Consider the following 15,018-nt stretch of genomic DNA (forward strand, 5'->3'; position numbering starts at 1 on the left):
GCCGCCAGGACGTCTCAGTGCACGAAGCCGCGGTCGCGGTGAAAGTATGCGGCCTCGGGGTCGAGCTTCTTCACCTGCACGGCCGGCGAGCCGGCGTAAACCGCGTATTCCTCGCCGTGCGCCTTGTTGAGCACCGAGCCCGCGCCCAGCATTGAACGGTCGGGCAGGGCGGCCCCGCCCAGCACCGTCACTCGCGTGCCCACCAGGCAATAGGCGCCGATGCGAATGGGCTTGCAGTCCTGCCGGTTCTCCTGCGCGTTGATGCCGTGGGTGATCAGCTGCGAGTGGTAGCCCGCGACGGTGGTGAAGGCGCCGATGTCGACCCGGTCGGTGCAGTCGATGATGTGCTGCTTGGTGACGGCCGCATGCTCGCCCAGAGAGAGCGTCGGATCTCGCTCGGTGCGATGCCTGAAATGGGCGCCGGCGGGCGGGTGGCCGGTAATCCAGTTCGAGCGGTCGATGACCGAGTGCGCGCCGCACTCGAGCCGCCCCAGGTGAATGGCGACGTTGAAGTGGCCGATGTACGCGCCCTCGCCCATCACCAGGTGGCCCGGGAAGACATAGGAGAGCCCGATGCGCGCGCCATCGGCGATCTCGTAGCCCCAGAAGCGGCGCAGTACCGCGCGCTTCAGCGTCCAGGGCAGGAACACCACCAGCAGGCCCAGCAGCCTCTTCACCGGACGGCCTTCCGCTCTTCGAGCACGCGGCGGTAGGCATCCACGTAGCTCGAGGCCATGCGTTGCGCCGAGTAGTGCGTGGCGTTTTCGAGGCCCAGGCGGCGCATCTCGGCGAAGCGCGGTGCTGCGTTCTCGATCGCGGCGGCCATGGCATCGGCGTCGTCGGGATCCACGTAGACCGCGCCTTCGCCGCCGATCTCGTTCATCGGCGCCAGGTCGGACGTGAAGACCGGGCAGCCGCAGGCCTGGGCCTCGATCACGGGCCAGCCGAAGCCTTCCTGGAGCGAAGGGAAGAGCAGGGCAGTCGCGCTGGCGTAGAGGGCGCGCAGCTCCTCGTGCGAGACGCGCTGCACCGTCTTGATTCGATCGGCCACACCGTGCTTGCGCGCGAGCTCGGCCACCTCCGGCACCAGTTCCGGGCCGACGAACAGCAGCTGCTCTACCGGCGCAGGCTGGCCGGTCGCCGCTGCTCGCTCGTGCAGCGCGATAAAGGTCTCGACCACCTTGCGTCGGTTCTTGCGCGCCAGGTCCCAGCCGACATGGATCAGGAACTTGTCGGTGGTCGAGATGCCGAAGCGCTGGATCAGGCGCTGGGCCTCTTCGGGCGGCACAGGCCGGAAGTCGTCGTTGAGGCCGTTGAGCACCACGGTGACCCGCGGCTCCTGGGCCAGTCCCAGCGCCAGCAGCTCGCGCCGGGTCAGGTGCGAGACGCAGGCAACCAGGTCGGCCGCGTCCAGCCCCTTGACGATGAGGCGCTGGAACAGCCGGCCCGTCCAGCCCACGTTCCAGCCGTCGACCATGCCCTTGGCGGCCTGTACCGCGATGACGTCATGGCACGTGATGATGTTGGGCTTGGACTTTACCCAGGGGATGTACATCCCGTTGGAATGGTCCGTGACGTGTACGACATCGGCCCAGCGCAGGTGACGGGCGAGCGTGGGGATGAAGAGGATGAACTTGTCCACGTAGCCGAGCCACTTCCACAGCCGTGACGTGGTGGGCACCCGCAGCACGCGCCGCGGTGGCGTCAACACGCGAAGCTCGCAGCCGTTGTGCGGCAGTTCGCGTTCCAGGATTCTTTTGAACGCCAGCATGCTGGTCTGGCCGTCGGGGACGTAGTTCCCGATAAGGAGCACTTTCATGTTGGACAAGCGCGGCGGTCTGCGTCGCGTGAAGTCATCGCTGTTCCTATTGGGGTGAAGCAAGAATTATGTTCTAGCGGCGGGAACACCCGGGAGGTGGGCCAAGGCCGCCGAGGCTGTCGTATAGCCTCCATACGCGCTTGCACATTCCATACCGGGCTTCGCTGCCTTACCCTCCAGTCCATGCAAGCCTACCGTGCCTCCCTTCTGCGATTCGACGCCGCCGGCCAGCCCATTTTCGACGAGGACGGCCTGCTGCTCGTCGGCCCCGACGCCGCCGGCCGCCAGCGGGTGCAGGATGCTGGTGCCTTCGCAAGCGTCTCCGCCCGCCATCCGGACGCGGTGGTCACGCACTGGCCGGGCCGAATCATCGCGCCCGGGTTCGTGGACATGCACATCCACTTCCCGCAGACCGACATCATCGGCGCGCCTTCCGAAGGGCTGCTGCCCTGGCTCGAGAACTACACCTTCCCGGCCGAGAGCCGCTTCGCCGAGCCGGCCCATGCGGCCGAGGTGGCCGAGGTCTTCTTCGACGAGTTGCTGCGCAACGGCGTCACGACCTCCCTGACCTTTGCGACCTCGCACCCGGCCTCGGTGCAGGCCTTCTTCGAGGCGGCGCAGCACCGTTCGCTGCGGATGATCACGGGCAAGGTGCTGCAGGATCGCCATTCGCCAGACGGTGTACGCGACGAAACTGAACAAAGCCTGATCGATACCGAATCACTGATTCGCCGCTGGCACGGCGTCGACCGGCTGGGCTACGCGATTACCCCGCGCTTCGCGCCCACCAGCACCGACGCGCAGCTGCGCGGCGCGGGCGAGCTGGCTACCAAATACCCGGACACCTGGATCCACTCGCACGTGGCCGAGAACAAGGACGAGGTCAAGTGGGCGCGCGAGCTCTTCCCGGGCGCCCGTTCCTACCTCGATGTCTACCAGGGCTTCGGCCTGATGCGCGAGCGGGCCGTCTACGCCCACTGCATTCATTTCGACGATGACGACCGACGCCTGATGCGCGCGACCGGCACCGCCGCGGCGGTGAGCCCGACCAGCAACCTGTTCCTCGGCAGCGGCTTCTTCGACTTCGAGGGCGCCGACCGCATCGGCTGTGCCTACGGCCTGGCCAGCGACGTGGGCGGCGGCACCAGCTTCAGTCCCTTTTCGACCATGCTTGCCGCCTACTACGTGGGGCGCGAGGGCCAGACCAAGCCGGGCGTCAGCATCGCGCCCTCGCAGTTGTGGTGGCGGCACACTGGCGCAGCGGCCAGGGCTCTCGGGTTGGAAGGTGTCATAGGCAACTTGCAGCCGGGCTGCGAGGCCGACTTCCTGGTGCTCGACCCCAAGGCGACGCCGATGCTGGCGCGCAAGACGGCGCGGGCGGAAAGCCTGGAGGAACTGTTGTTCGCGATGATCGTGCTGGGGGATGACCGGCTGGTGGAGCGCACCGTGATTTCCCAAGCCTCGGGCACCTGAGGCCGGTCCGGTCGGCGGGAGCCGCTGCCTAGAATAGCGGCCCCAAGGAAGGACCTGACATGAGCATCAAGAGCGACAAGTGGATCCGGCGCATGGCCGAGAAGAACGGCATGATCGAGCCCTTCGAGCCGGGCCAGGTCCGCGAGCAGGACGGCCACCGCATCATCAGCTACGGCACTTCCAGCTACGGCTACGACATCCGCTGCGCGCCCGAGTTCAAGGTCTTCACCAACATCCACAGCACGGTGGTCGATCCGAAGAACTTCGATGAGAAGAGCTTCGTCGACTTCCACGGCGATTCCTGCATCATCCCGCCCAACAGCTTCGCCCTGGCGCGCACGGTGGAGTACTTCCGCATCCCCCGCAACGTGCTGACCATCTGCCTGGGTAAAAGCACTTACGCGCGCTGCGGGATCATCGTCAATGTCACGCCCTTCGAGCCCGAATGGGAAGGCTATGTCACGCTGGAGTTCAGCAACACGACCCCGCTGCCGGCCAAGATCTATGCCGGCGAGGGTTGCGCACAGGTGCTCTTCTTCGAGAGCGACGAGGTGTGCGAGACCAGCTACAAGGACCGCGGCGGCAAGTACCAGGGGCAGCGGGGCGTGACGCTGCCCAAGGCCTGATGCACTCGCGGCGCTGTCCTGCACGGGCTTGCGCCTCGCCGGCCCTGCTGCCCTCTCCGGCCTGCGCGAGGATCCTGGGCCATGGATGTGCTCCCGGATCGAGCGCGTACCATCGGCGAGGCAGCAGCCGTCGCGGGCGGCAAGGAGACACGTCATGAGATGGGAAGGCAACGAACAATCGGACAACGTCGAGGACCGGCGCAGCGGTGGCGGTGGCGGCTTCGGTGGCCTGCCGATCGGCGGGCGCAGCGTCGGCCTGGGCACCGTCGCGGTCGCCGTGATCGCGGGGTGGATCTTCGGCATCAACCCGCTCACCCTGCTCGGGATGATGAGCGGCGGCGAGCCGCCGGCCCAGGTGCAGCAGCAGGGCCCGGCCCAGAAGCCGCCGGCGGAGGACCGCGAGGCCGCCTTCGTTTCCACGGTGCTGCGCAACACCGAGGTGGTGTGGAGCGATGTGTTCCGGCAGAACGGAAGCAACTACACGCCCACGCGCCTGGTGCTGTTCCGCGGCGCCACGCAAACGGCCTGTGGCGCGGGCCAGGCAGCCATGGGCCCGTTCTACTGCCCGGGCGATCAGAAGGTCTACATCGACCTGAGCTTCTACGACACACTCTCGCGACAGCTGGGCGCTCCGGGCGAATTTGCGCGTGCCTACGTGATCGCGCACGAGGTGGGACACCACGTGCAGGACGAGCTCGGCGTCACGGGCAAGGTCGACCAGATGCGTGGTCGCCTGAGCCAGGCGCAGAACAACGCGCTGAGCGTGCGGGTCGAGCTGCAGGCCGACTGCTTCGCGGGTGTCTGGGCTCACCACTCGCAGGAATCCAAGCGCTGGCTGGACCCGGGTGACATCGAAGCCGCAATGAACGCCGCCGCCAAGATCGGCGACGATGCCCTTCAGCGCTCGGCCGGCCGGGCCGTGGTCCCCGACAGCTTCACCCATGGCTCCAGCGCGCAGCGCCAGCGCTGGTTCGGAGCCGGGTACAAGACCGGCAAGATCCAGGATTGCGACACCTTCGCCGCGCGCAGCCTTTGACGCGGATTCCGGGCGCTATCGAAAAGAGAGCGATTGCGCCAGTCACCGCACTGTCATCCCCGTTTTTTGCCGCAGTGCGACAATAGCGGGCTTCATGACTAGTTCCTTCTCCAATCTTTCCCTGGCCGAACCGCTGGCGCGCGCGGTGGCCGAAATGGGCTACGAGAGCATGACGCCGATCCAGGAGCAGGCCATTCCGGTGGTGCTCGCAGGTCAGGACGTGATGGGCGCCGCGCAGACCGGCACCGGCAAGACGGCCGCCTTCGCACTGCCTTTGCTCCAGCGCATGCTCAAGCACGAAAACAGCTCGACCTCGCCCGCGCGCCATCCGGTGCGTGCGCTGGTGCTGCTGCCCACGCGCGAGTTGGCCGACCAGGTCGCGCAGCAGGTCAAGCTCTACGCCAAGTACACCAACCTGCGAAGCGCGGTGGTGTTCGGCGGCATCGACATGAAGCCGCAGACCCTGGAGCTCAAGAAGGGCGTCGAGGTCCTGGTGGCCACGCCGGGCCGTCTGCTGGACCACATCGAGGCCAAGAATGCGGTGCTCAACCAGGTCGAGTACGTCGTGCTCGACGAGGCCGACCGCATGCTGGACATCGGCTTCCTGCCCGACCTGCAGCGCATCCTCTCGTACCTGCCGAAGCAGCGCACCACGCTGCTGTTCTCGGCCACCTTCTCGCCCGAGATCAGGCGCCTGGCCGGCAGCTACCTGCAGAACCCGGTCACCATCGAGGTGGCGCGGCCGAACGAGACGGCTTCCACCGTCGAGCAGCATTTCTACAGCGTGAGCGACGACGACAAGCGCCGCGCGCTGAAGCAGATCCTCAGGCAGCGTGGCCTCAAGCAGGCCTTCGTTTTCGTCAACAGCAAGCTGGGTTGTGCGCGGCTTGCGCGCTCGCTCGAGCGCGAGGGGCTCAACACCACGGCACTGCACGGCGACAAGAGCCAGGACGAGCGCCTGAAGTCGCTGGCCGCCTTCAAGGCGGGCGAGGTCGACCTGCTGGTGGCCACCGATGTGGCGGCGCGCGGTCTCGACATCAAGGACGTGCCCGCGGTCTTCAACTTCGACATCCCTTTCAACGCCGAAGATTACGTGCATCGCATCGGCCGCACCGGCCGCGCGGGCGCCTCGGGCCTGGCGGTGAGCTTCGCCAGCGGCGGCAACGATGTGAGGCTGGTGGCTGACATCGAGAAGCTCATCAAGAAGAAGATCGAGCTGGAAGCCATCGAGTTCGAGGAAGACCGTCCGCGCGGGCGCATCAACGATGGCCGTCGCCACTGGCGCGACGAGGGCGAGGCCGGCGACGCGCGCGACGTGCTCGACCAGCCCCGCGAGCGCAACGGCGAGGCCCGCTTCGGGCGTGGCGCACGGCCGCACCGCGCACCCGCGGCGCCGCGCGACCCGTTCTTCGAAAAACCCTACGAGAGTCCGGAGCGGGAGGCCGCGCCTTCCTGGGAGGCTGCCGCCAAGGCAACGCCCGCGCGCGGCATTTCGAGCAACATCAAGAGCAAGCGCAAGGTCCCGGCGCTGTTCAAGGCCACGTCGGAGCCGCAGCCGAACTGAAGCCGGGCTCTCAGCCCGGCTTCTGCGACTGCGCGCAGCGCACCTGGATCAGCTCGCGATCCGCGGCCGTCGCGCCGATGCGCACCGCACTCAGGCAACCGCCCCAGACGCAGCCCGTGTCGGTGGACAGCAGGTCTGGCCGCGACAGCCATCCCAGCGTGGACCAGTGGCCGAAGGCGACCACGAGCTTCGCGGTGCGCCGCCCGGGTACGTCGAACCAGGGCATGAAGCCCGCGGGCGCGGCCGCTGACCCGTCTTTGGTCTCGAACTCCATCACGCCCTCCGCACTGCAGAAACGCAGCCGCGTCAGCGCGTTCACGATGACGCGCAGGCGTGCACTGCCGCTGAGCGCATCGCTCCATTGCGCGGGCTCGTTGCCATACATGGTCTGCAGGAACTCGGTCCAGGCGGGCCCGCGCAGCACCGACTCGAGCTCCGACGCCAGCCCCAGCGTGTCCGAAAGGCTCCATTGCGGCAGCACGCCCGCATGCACCATCAGCAGCTCGCCATCGGCCAGTTGGCGGTGCAATGCCATGGGTTGCCGACGGAGCCAATCGACCAGGGCCTCCCGGTCGGGTGCGGCCAGCACCTCGTCCAGCGTGTCCTTGCGGCCGTGCTTGCGCGCGCCCTGGGCCACGCCCAGGAGGTGCAGGTCGTGGTTGCCGAGCAGGCTCTGCGCGGCCCCGTCCAGGCGCTGAATGCGCCGCAGGACAGCAAGCGAGTCCGGGCCGCGGTTGACCAGGTCGCCCAGCAGCACGAGCTGATCGCGGCTGGGGGAAAAGTCGATGTGGTCGAGGAGACGCGCCAGGGGTTCATCGCAGCCCTGCACGTCGCCGATCAAGTAAAGTGCCATGGGTCCCCATTCTCTCCCCCCCTCCATGGATGTTCTTCTGCTGGCCTTGTTGACCACGCTCAATGCGTTGTTCGCAATGTCCGAAATGGCCCTGTCCACCAGCCGCCGGGCCCGTCTGGCCGCGCTGGCCGAAACGGGTGATCCGGGCGCCGCGGCAGCGCTGACCCTGATGGAATCCCCAACGCAGTTCCTCTCCACCGTGCAGATCGGAATCACGTCGATCGGCATGCTGAGCGGAATCGTCGGAGAGGCTGCCTTCGCCGGCCCGCTGGCGATCTGGATGGAGGGCGTCGGCATGGGCCCGGGCGCCGCCAGCTTCGTGTCCACCGCCGTGGTGGTGAGCTGCATCACCTTCTTCACCATCATCTTCGGCGAGCTGGTGCCCAAGCGCATCGGTCAGCTCTATCCGGAGCCGGTGGCACGACACGTCGCACGCCCCATGCACATGCTGGCCGCCGCCGCCAAGCCCTTCGTGCTGCTCCTGTCGGGCGCCACGGCCACGACGCTGAAGCTGCTGCGCATCGACCTGAACGCCGGCCGCTTGGTGACCGAGGAGGAGATCTCTGCGAGCCTGGAGGAGGGCGTTGACGCCGGTGTCATCGAGATGCACGAGCACCAGATGGTCCGCAACGTGTTCCACCTGGACGACCGGCGCCTCAGCTCGCTGATGGTTCCGCGCGCCGACATCGACTGGCTGGAAGCTTCCGCCAGCGTCGAGGAGGCCCTTCGGAAGGTGTCGGTGGACGCGGTGCGCGACGAGATCCATTCGTGGTACCCGGTGTGCCGCGGTTCGCTGGACGACGTCGTGGGCACCATCAGCGTGGCACGACTGCTGGCGCTGGGCCTGGCACATGCGGGCGCCATCGAGGACGAAGCACAGCCGGCGGTCTTCGTGCCCGAGACCCTCACCGGCATGGAGCTGCTCGAACAGTTCCGAGCGCGAGCCGCGCGCCTGGTGTTCGTCGTGGACGAGTACGGCGTGGTGCAAGGCTTGATGACGCCGGGCGACCTGCTCGAAGCCATCACCGGCGAGCTGCAGACGGCTACCCAGGGCGACGCGTGGGCTCAGAAGCGCCCCGATGGCGTGTGGGAGCTCGACGGGCTGATGCCCGTGGCCGAGCTGCGTGCGCGCCTGGGCATCCGCGAGCTGCCTGACGAGGACCGCGGCCGCTACAACACGGTGGCCGGGCTGTTGATCTTCGTGGCCGGCCACCTGCCCGAAGTCAACGAGGAGATCGATTGCGAGGGCTGGCGCTTCCAGATCGTGGCGCTCGATGGCAAGCGCATCGACCGGGTGGTGGCCCGTTCGATTGCAGCGGCGCCCCAGAACGAGGCCGCCTGAGGACAGTGGGCGCTGGTGGAGGCGCAAACGCACGCCGTCCGCGCTTCAGCGGGGGCGCGGATGTTCGGCGCGCCACCTCCAAGGTGGCACCGGCCGGCGATCGGCCCACAGGCCGGCGCGCTTGGCCTTCGCCTCGACCTCGGCGAACTCGTACCGGCTGCGCTCGGTGCGGCTTTGTTCGTCGGCATAGGCACGTGACCACCAGGCCATGCCCACAGTGAGCATCGCAAGGCCCGCGTCCAGCGTTTTCGCGCAGCGGGCGTCGGTGCAGGAGTTCGGTGCAACCTGCACGCGGCACACGCGCCGCTGATAGCGGTCTTCGTCGTGCTCGCAGTCCAGCCGCGCCGTCTTGAGGTAGGTGAACTGCGACAGCGCCTGCTTGGCGCGCCGTCCGAAGGGCTGGTTCAGCTCGGGCGCATCGATGGCATGCAGGCGCACGGTGAGCTGGCGAAAGGCGCCGGGCTCGCCACAGCGGACCTTGAGGGTGTCGCCGTCGCTGATGGCGACGACCAGGCAGAAGAGAGCGGCGGAAAGCATCAGGCCAAAGCGGTCGATCCTAAGGGTTCCGATCAGGCGCTGCCGGTACGCTCGTCGCCGAAGCTCCGCGTCGAGGCTGCGCCCTGTACGATCGGCACGGCCTGCCACCGTCGAGGGTGCGATGGCAATTCTCCTGCGCAGCGCCCTCGGCGACCCATGAACGAGGAGACCGCAAATGACTGAATCCTTTCTCCAGGCCTTTGCCGACGCGTGGAACCGCCACGACATCGACACCCTCATGCATTTCATGACCGACGACTGCGTCTTCGAGGCCAGCGCCGGCCCCGAGGCCTGCGGCACCCGCTTCGTGGGGCCGCAGGCGGTGCGCGAAGGCTTCAGCCGCGTGTGGCACGACTATCCCGACGCCCAGTGGCTTGGCGCGCGGCACTTCATCGCCGGCGATCGGGGCGTCTCCGAATGGACCTTCGTGGGCACCCGCGCCAGCGACGGCGTCCGCGTCGAGACCAACGGCTGCGACCACTTCACTTTCCGCGACGGCCACATCCAGCTCAAGAACTCCTGGCGCAAGGCCCGCGGCTGAGGCCCCGGGGGCGTGTGGCGCGGGCGCCCCGGCGTGGCAAAAGTCGCTTGGGAAAGTAACTATTTGTGTGATTCAATCGACGGCGGAGTAGAGGACCGTCGAGGACATCCATGAAAAGACTGCTGAGCATCTTCTGCATCGCCGCCCTGGTGGCCGGCTGCGCGACCCGCCCCAACCAGGGCCCCGGTTCAGGTTCCGGCGCGGACTACGTCCCCGCCGTTCAGGCGCCTGCCAACGACCCTGCGGCCTACGAACAGGACCTGGCCCGGTGCCGCGCCTCGGCCGCCACCATCCCGTTCCGCGCCAGCCAGCATGACGACGCACTCGCCGTGATCGACACCGGCGTGGTCGGCGCCGGCTGGATGGCCGGCATTCCGACGCTGAGCGGCGTTGCTGTGGTCGGCGGCCTTTACGCTTTCCAGAAGGCCGTCTACACGCCCGAGCGCCGCGTCTGGCATGCCAGGCAGGAAACCGCCATGGTCAACTGCCTGGCGCAGAGGGGCTACGTCAACACCGACCCCAGCGTGCGCGTGACCTGGGTGCCGCCGGGCCAGCGCTTTGCCCAGCCCGCACTGCGAAGCACCGGCCGCGACACCTACAGCGCCGAGCAGTTCGCCAAGGCCCGCCGCTGCAGCGTGCTGCCGATGGCTACGCTGGTCGACAAGGGCCCTGGCTACGAGCGCCACAGCATCCCCTGCAACAACGGCCAGACGATGGCCGTGCGTTGCGAATTCGGGAACTGCCGGGCGGGGTAGGGCCCGCGCCCGGCGGTCGCGAACCTATTCCGCGAATATCCGGGGCGTCGGGATTCTTCCGAGTTCGATGTCGTCATCCGATGGCGAGTCGGAATCGGGTTCGTACTCGGTCATCGCTTCGCTGATGGCGCGCTCGTCGCGCCGCGTCATGTTTCTCCCATCGGTCCTCGGTGTCAGGACTTCTCTCAGTTCCTCTTCGCGCCGAAGAGGAGGAAAGCCGCCTTGGCCTCCCGGCCGCTCGACCCGCCGCCCCGGTGAAGCACCTTCCGTGTGCAGGAGGTATAGCGGTGCGTAGACTACGAAGATGCAGATCCCGACGATCAGCCCCCCGATCAGCAACTGCGTCCTTTCGTCGAAGTTCTGTTGGACCCAGGGGTCCAGCAATATCGACGTGCCCACGACGTTCGCAAACACGTTCTGGCGCCCGGCATCGGTGAGAAGGAGTTGCCTGCCGAAGCTCTCGAACAGCTCGGTCCATGACATCTCACCGAACGAGCGAAATTCGGCATGGACGCGATATCCATCGGAGGCTTCACGCCTCGTTTCGGCAACTTCCTGGACAAAGGTCTGCTTGCGTTCGGAGGGAACAGTCTTCGAATCTTCGTTGTCGAGCGAAGCCAGGACGGCGAACTCCACGGGCGTGAGCACGCCCGGGAAATAGGCTCGCAGGAACGCGTCCACAAAAATTTCCTGCACGATCTGGTCGCGTGTCTGGTGTGTCAAGGCCTGGGCGTTCGCCAACAGACCGGTGGTTTGCCTGATCATCTGATCAAAGCAAGTGAAATCCGGCGTCTTCTGCGCGTCGCGCTTCAGACTGGGTATTGGCCGTAGTCTTGGATGCAATGGATCGGGGCGGTCACGTGCGGAGAGAAGATGTGCTCGGCGCTCTGTTTTCTGGACTTCCTCCTCCAATGAAATCGGTTGTCCAGGTTGTTCGATTTGCTTCAATTCTTCTTCATCTTTTTCCACGTCTGTCTCGAGCGCTGCCAAGTACTCCATTTGCCGGCTTGTTTTGAACTGATTCGGAGCCAGCTTCTGCAGTCGGTCCAGCTCTCGCGTTTTTCTATAAACGCCAAGCTCTCGTTCGGTATTTGCCATGCCCTCTAGCTCTTCAAAAGAAAAGATGTTGCAGTCCAGGTCCAATGAAAGCCACTGCCGGTCCAATGTCTTGGTTTTCTTATAGACATCCAGTTCTCTTCGAAGACGCTTCAAATACTGCTTTTGTGCATCGTCGAGGGCGTCCTCACCCGCGTCGTCCAGCCGCTGGATCTCTCGCCCATACAAATCGAAATTCTTCGAGTTGATCAGTTGCTCGCGCTGCTCGGCAGGCGTGTCCAGCAGTTCCTTGGCGAAGGTGCTCAGCTCTTCGATGTAGCGCGCATGGAAGCCTTCCTCCTGAATGCTCGAAGTGTCTGCGCGGGCCCTGCCGAACCATCTCGCGAAGGCCCCGAAAACAAGGTCGTCCTCGATTTCCAGCAAGGAGTTCGTCACGGAGTGGCCAAGAGAGTGAGGAAGATGGAGTGCGGCTGCGGCACTTGCCTCGTCGCCGACTGCGCGAGGGAGGCCGCTGGCACCTGCAAGGGGAAATGCCATGCCCATCCCCATTCCACCAAGAGATTGGAACAAGGAATAGATCGCCCCCGATGCGAAAGCCGCGCGCTTCGGAAGCGATGTGAGGTTGTCCCTGAGAGGGAAGAAGTAGTTGCATGTATCGCGAGCGAGGCTGTAGCAAACGAACGGGCTCATGGTTCTTCCATATGCCTCCAGCGTGCCCGTCTGGTAGCAGGCCAGAGTGACGCCGAGGTTGAAGACGCCCAGGACCAGGCGCGAGATGACGCTGGTGCGATTGGCCGTGCCCAGGCCGCCGGAGAGAATGCCGCCCAGCACGTTGAGGGTAGGTGCAATGGCGATCGCCAAGATGCTCGAGATGCTCAGCGCGCTTTCACCTAGCGCGTCGGATTGGCTCACCTCGAAGGCGACTGCGTCGCGCATGAGAGTGCTCAGGGTCACGACCAGGCCGGTGCGCGCTGACACATTGGCTACATTGGCGGCCCATCGTCCGGCGTCGCTTTTGAAGTCGTTGCGAAAGACAGCGCACAGGCAGTCGATCAGCAGGCAGCGCCGCTGCTGCTGGGCATCGGGGGTGTCCCCCGGATGTTCCGCCACGGCTTCCTGCATGCAGGCCATCACGTGCTCGATATCAGCGCGCAACTCCTTTTGATCGTCTGGAAGATCCGGCGTGTCGTCGCTCGAGGAATCGATCAGGCCTTGTGCACGGGCGATGATCGCGCCCGCTGCCGCGATATCGTCTTCGGGCAGAGCCCGTTGTGCCCTCGTGAGGGCACGGGTCAGGTCTTTCGCGACAATGCGACGGATCAAAGGCAATGACGATTGCCTGGCCTGATTCGGGTGGTGGAGCGGCCTCGTTTGCTGGAACTGCTGCCGGAGCTCTGCGAGGGCGAGCGTCGGGACCCCGGGTGGTCGAGTCGGAGGATTCCTGTTCTGATTCAGAGGCCTGGGATCGTGCGTCGTCTGCGCTGGATTCAGATAGTGTGACGAGGCGCTGTTTGGAATGTGGATTCCGCTGGGGAGCATCTGACGACCTTCCGGTTGATTGGGGAAGGCGATGTCTAACCAAAAGTAACGATCCGGTCAAAAATTGTCACAAAAATGTCGCGAAACGACGGCGCACTTCCTGTGGCGCCGTCGCATGCACGCTCAGTCCCCGCGCGCCACCGGATGTTGCGCCAAGGCCTCCAGCGCCAGCACCAAAGCCGAATGATCGTCTTGCCCATGCCCCAGCGCCGCGCAGGCATTCATGAGCTGCGCCGCGCCGGCGGTCTGCGGCAGCGCGACGCCCAGCGACCGCGCGCTCTGCATCGCGAGGTTCAGGTCCTTCTGGTGGAGCGAGATGCGGAAGCCCGGCGCGAAGGTGCGCTTGATCATCCGTTCCCCATGCACCTCGAGGATGCGCGAGGAGGCGAAGCCGCCCATCAGCGCCTGCCGCACCTTCGCCGGGTCGGCGCCGGCCTTGCTGGCGAAGACCAGTGCCTCGCCGACGGCCGCGATGTTGAGCGCCACGATGATCTGGTTGGCCACCTTGCACACCTGGCCGTCTCCCGCGGCGCCGACCAGCGTGACGTTCTTGCCCATCTTCTCGAGCAGGGGCCTCACGCGGCCGAAGACGCCCTCGTCGCCGCCGCACATGATGGTCAGGGTGGCCGCCTTGGCGCCCACCTCGCCGCCCGAGACCGGCGCATCGACATAGCCGCAACCCAGTTCCTCGATGCGTTGCGCGAAGCCCTTGGTCGCGATCGGATCGATGGAGCTGCAGTCCACCACGGTCTTGCCCACGCGGCCCGCAGGGCCGCCTTGCGAGCCCTTCAATGCCGAAGCCACGCCCTTGTCGCCGAACAGCACCTTCTCCACATCGGGCGTGTCGGGGACCATGATGAAGACCACGTCGGCCTGCTTCGTCACATCCGCCGCCGAACTGCACACGGTGGCGCGCGAGCTGAAGGGCTCGGGCGCGGGCCCGTGCGTGTGGACGAAGAGCGTATGGCCGGCGTCGAGCAAATGCCCCGCCATGGGCGCGCCCATGATGCCGAGGCCGATGAAGCCGATCTTCTGGGATGTCGTAGCGGACATGCGATGAATTCCTTGTCTTGTCTGTCTGTCTGTCTGTCGTTAGTCGGCGAGGGTGGTCCGCCAGCCGAGGCCTTCGAGGGTGTCGCTCTTCGGCTTGTATTCGCAACCGATCCAGCCGGTGTAGCCGGCACCATCGATGTGCTTGAAGAGCCACGGATAGTTGATCTCCCCCGTGCCCGGCTCGCCGCGGCCGGGGTTGTCGGCCAGCTGGATATGGCCGATGCGGGCCATGTTCTTCGTGATCGTGGCAGCCAGTTCGCCTTCCATGCGCTGCGCGTGGTAGATGTCGTATTGCAGCAGCAGGTTGGCCGAACCCACTTCGTCGATGATCGACAGCGCCTGCTCCGTGCGCGTGAGAAAGAAGCCCGGAATGTCGAAGTGGTTGACCGGCTCGATCAGCAGCATGATCCCGGCGCTCTGCAGCTCGCGAGCGGCGAAGCGCAGGTTCTCCACCGCCACCTGGCGCGCGTCCTCGGCGCTTACGCCGGCAGGCAACTTGCCCAGCAGACAGTTGAGCTTGGGACAGCCCAGCGCAGTGGCGTAGGCGATGGCCATGCCCACGCCCTCGCGGAACTCGCCCACCCGGTCCGGGTGGCAGGCGATGCCGCGCTCGCCGCCTTCCCAATTGCCGGCGGGCAGGTTGTGCAGCACCTGCTGCAGGCCGTTGGCGCGGAGCGCGGCGGTGAGCTCCTTCTTGTCGAAGGGGTAGGGGAACAGGTATTCGACGGCCTTGAAGCCGGCCTTGGCAGCAGCCTCGAAGCGTTGCATGAAGGGCAGCTCGGTGAAGAGCATCGTCAGGTTGGCGGCGAAACGCGGCATCTCGT

Annotated in this window: 14 protein-coding genes; 7 read left to right on the forward strand and 7 right to left on the reverse strand. The window is 66.1% G+C overall.

Annotation, left to right across the window (positions count from 1 at the left end; all coding sequences use genetic code 11):
* Positions 1–14: 14 nt before the first annotated feature.
* Together G3W89_RS09910 and G3W89_RS09915 are read right to left on the reverse strand one after the other, a co-directional pair.
* Positions 15–677 carry an acyltransferase gene (locus tag G3W89_RS09910; protein WP_162573922.1) on the reverse strand — a complete coding sequence of 221 codons (663 nt, stop codon included), beginning with the start codon at positions 675–677 and terminating at the stop codon, positions 15–17.
* Entirely contained in the window at positions 674–1,819 is a 1,146-nt protein-coding gene (locus G3W89_RS09915; protein ID WP_162573923.1) for a glycosyltransferase family 4 protein, read from the reverse strand. Before G3W89_RS09915 ends, G3W89_RS09910 begins: the two co-directional genes overlap by 4 nt.
* 183 nt (positions 1,820–2,002) lie before the next feature.
* On the opposite strand from G3W89_RS09915, the gene guaD reads away from it, so the two are divergent.
* The 4 genes from guaD (at position 2,003) to G3W89_RS09935 (ending at position 6,518) form a co-directional block, all read left to right on the forward strand.
* Entirely contained in the window at positions 2,003–3,292 is a 1,290-nt protein-coding gene (guaD, locus tag G3W89_RS09920; RefSeq protein WP_162573924.1) for a guanine deaminase, read from the forward strand.
* Positions 3,293–3,351: 59 nt separating this feature from the next.
* Complete coding sequence (gene dcd / locus G3W89_RS09925) at positions 3,352–3,918, forward strand: dCTP deaminase (protein ID WP_162573925.1); 567 nt, start codon at positions 3,352–3,354, stop codon at positions 3,916–3,918.
* 154 nt (positions 3,919–4,072) lie between these two features.
* Positions 4,073–4,954: a KPN_02809 family neutral zinc metallopeptidase gene (ypfJ, locus tag G3W89_RS09930; RefSeq protein ID WP_162573926.1), complete on the forward strand. Its 882-nt coding sequence runs from the start codon at positions 4,073–4,075 to the stop codon at positions 4,952–4,954.
* Positions 4,955–5,048: 94 nt separating this feature from the next.
* Positions 5,049–6,518 (forward strand): DEAD/DEAH box helicase, encoded by a 1,470-nt coding sequence (locus tag G3W89_RS09935; RefSeq protein ID WP_162573927.1) that lies wholly within the window; start codon positions 5,049–5,051, stop codon positions 6,516–6,518.
* 10 nt (positions 6,519–6,528) lie between these two features.
* Here G3W89_RS09935 and G3W89_RS09940 read toward each other — a convergent pair whose 3' ends face one another.
* Positions 6,529–7,371 (reverse strand): symmetrical bis(5'-nucleosyl)-tetraphosphatase, encoded by an 843-nt coding sequence (locus G3W89_RS09940; protein ID WP_162573928.1) that lies wholly within the window; start codon positions 7,369–7,371, stop codon positions 6,529–6,531.
* Positions 7,372–7,396: 25 nt separating this feature from the next.
* Here G3W89_RS09940 and G3W89_RS09945 point away from each other — a divergent pair, with 25 nt between their 5' ends.
* Entirely contained in the window at positions 7,397–8,713 is a 1,317-nt protein-coding gene (locus G3W89_RS09945) for a hemolysin family protein (RefSeq protein ID WP_162573929.1), read from the forward strand.
* Between the two features lie 45 nt (positions 8,714–8,758).
* Here the strand turns inward: G3W89_RS09945 and G3W89_RS09950 are convergent, their stop codons facing one another.
* Complete coding sequence (locus G3W89_RS09950; RefSeq protein WP_162573930.1) at positions 8,759–9,250, reverse strand: thermonuclease family protein; 492 nt, start codon at positions 9,248–9,250, stop codon at positions 8,759–8,761.
* Between the two features lie 175 nt (positions 9,251–9,425).
* Between G3W89_RS09950 and G3W89_RS09955 the strand changes: the two genes are divergently transcribed.
* Both G3W89_RS09955 and G3W89_RS09960 read left to right on the forward strand, forming a co-directional pair.
* The gene (locus tag G3W89_RS09955; protein ID WP_162573931.1) at positions 9,426–9,791 is read left to right on the forward strand and encodes a nuclear transport factor 2 family protein; all 366 of its coding nucleotides are present in this window, start codon (positions 9,426–9,428) and stop codon (positions 9,789–9,791) included.
* A gap of 110 nt (positions 9,792–9,901) precedes the next feature.
* Complete coding sequence (locus tag G3W89_RS09960; RefSeq protein ID WP_162573932.1) at positions 9,902–10,546, forward strand: hypothetical protein; 645 nt, start codon at positions 9,902–9,904, stop codon at positions 10,544–10,546.
* Between the two features lie 24 nt (positions 10,547–10,570).
* Here G3W89_RS09960 and G3W89_RS09965 read toward each other — a convergent pair whose 3' ends face one another.
* The 3 genes from G3W89_RS09965 to hyi all read right to left on the reverse strand — a co-directional run bounded on the left by G3W89_RS09965 (position 10,571) and on the right by hyi (position 15,013).
* Complete coding sequence (locus G3W89_RS09965; RefSeq protein WP_162573933.1) at positions 10,571–12,931, reverse strand: hypothetical protein; 2,361 nt, start codon at positions 12,929–12,931, stop codon at positions 10,571–10,573.
* A 333-nt stretch (positions 12,932–13,264) separates the two neighbouring features.
* A complete protein-coding gene (locus G3W89_RS09970; protein ID WP_162573934.1) occupies positions 13,265–14,194 on the reverse strand; it encodes a 2-hydroxy-3-oxopropionate reductase in 930 nt (309 codons plus the stop codon).
* Positions 14,195–14,233: 39 nt separating this feature from the next.
* On the reverse strand, positions 14,234–15,013 hold the full coding sequence (hyi, locus tag G3W89_RS09975) for a hydroxypyruvate isomerase (protein ID WP_162573935.1): 780 nt from the start codon (positions 15,011–15,013) through the stop codon (positions 14,234–14,236).
* Positions 15,014–15,018: the final 5 nt, after the last annotated feature.

The organism is Variovorax sp. PBL-H6 (assembly GCF_901827155.1).
Classification (GTDB): Bacteria; Pseudomonadota; Gammaproteobacteria; order Burkholderiales; family Burkholderiaceae_C; genus Variovorax.

Coding starts and splice junctions, on each gene's coding strand:
- G3W89_RS09915 (WP_162573923.1), bottom strand. CDS start 1,819: ATGAAAGTGCTCCTTATCGGGAACTACGTCCCCGACGGCCAGACCAGC.
- guaD (WP_162573924.1), top strand. CDS start 2,003: ATGCAAGCCTACCGTGCCTCCCTTCTGCGATTCGACGCCGCCGGCCAG.
- dcd (WP_162573925.1), top strand. CDS start 3,352: ATGAGCATCAAGAGCGACAAGTGGATCCGGCGCATGGCCGAGAAGAAC.
- ypfJ (WP_162573926.1), top strand. CDS start 4,073: ATGAGATGGGAAGGCAACGAACAATCGGACAACGTCGAGGACCGGCGC.
- G3W89_RS09935 (WP_162573927.1), top strand. CDS start 5,049: ATGACTAGTTCCTTCTCCAATCTTTCCCTGGCCGAACCGCTGGCGCGC.
- G3W89_RS09940 (WP_162573928.1), bottom strand. CDS start 7,371: ATGGCACTTTACTTGATCGGCGACGTGCAGGGCTGCGATGAACCCCTG.
- G3W89_RS09945 (WP_162573929.1), top strand. CDS start 7,397: ATGGATGTTCTTCTGCTGGCCTTGTTGACCACGCTCAATGCGTTGTTC.
- G3W89_RS09950 (WP_162573930.1), bottom strand. CDS start 9,250: ATGCTTTCCGCCGCTCTCTTCTGCCTGGTCGTCGCCATCAGCGACGGC.
- G3W89_RS09955 (WP_162573931.1), top strand. CDS start 9,426: ATGACTGAATCCTTTCTCCAGGCCTTTGCCGACGCGTGGAACCGCCAC.
- G3W89_RS09960 (WP_162573932.1), top strand. CDS start 9,902: ATGAAAAGACTGCTGAGCATCTTCTGCATCGCCGCCCTGGTGGCCGGC.
- G3W89_RS09970 (WP_162573934.1), bottom strand. CDS start 14,194: ATGTCCGCTACGACATCCCAGAAGATCGGCTTCATCGGCCTCGGCATC.
- hyi (WP_162573935.1), bottom strand. CDS start 15,013: ATGCCGCGTTTCGCCGCCAACCTGACGATGCTCTTCACCGAGCTGCCC.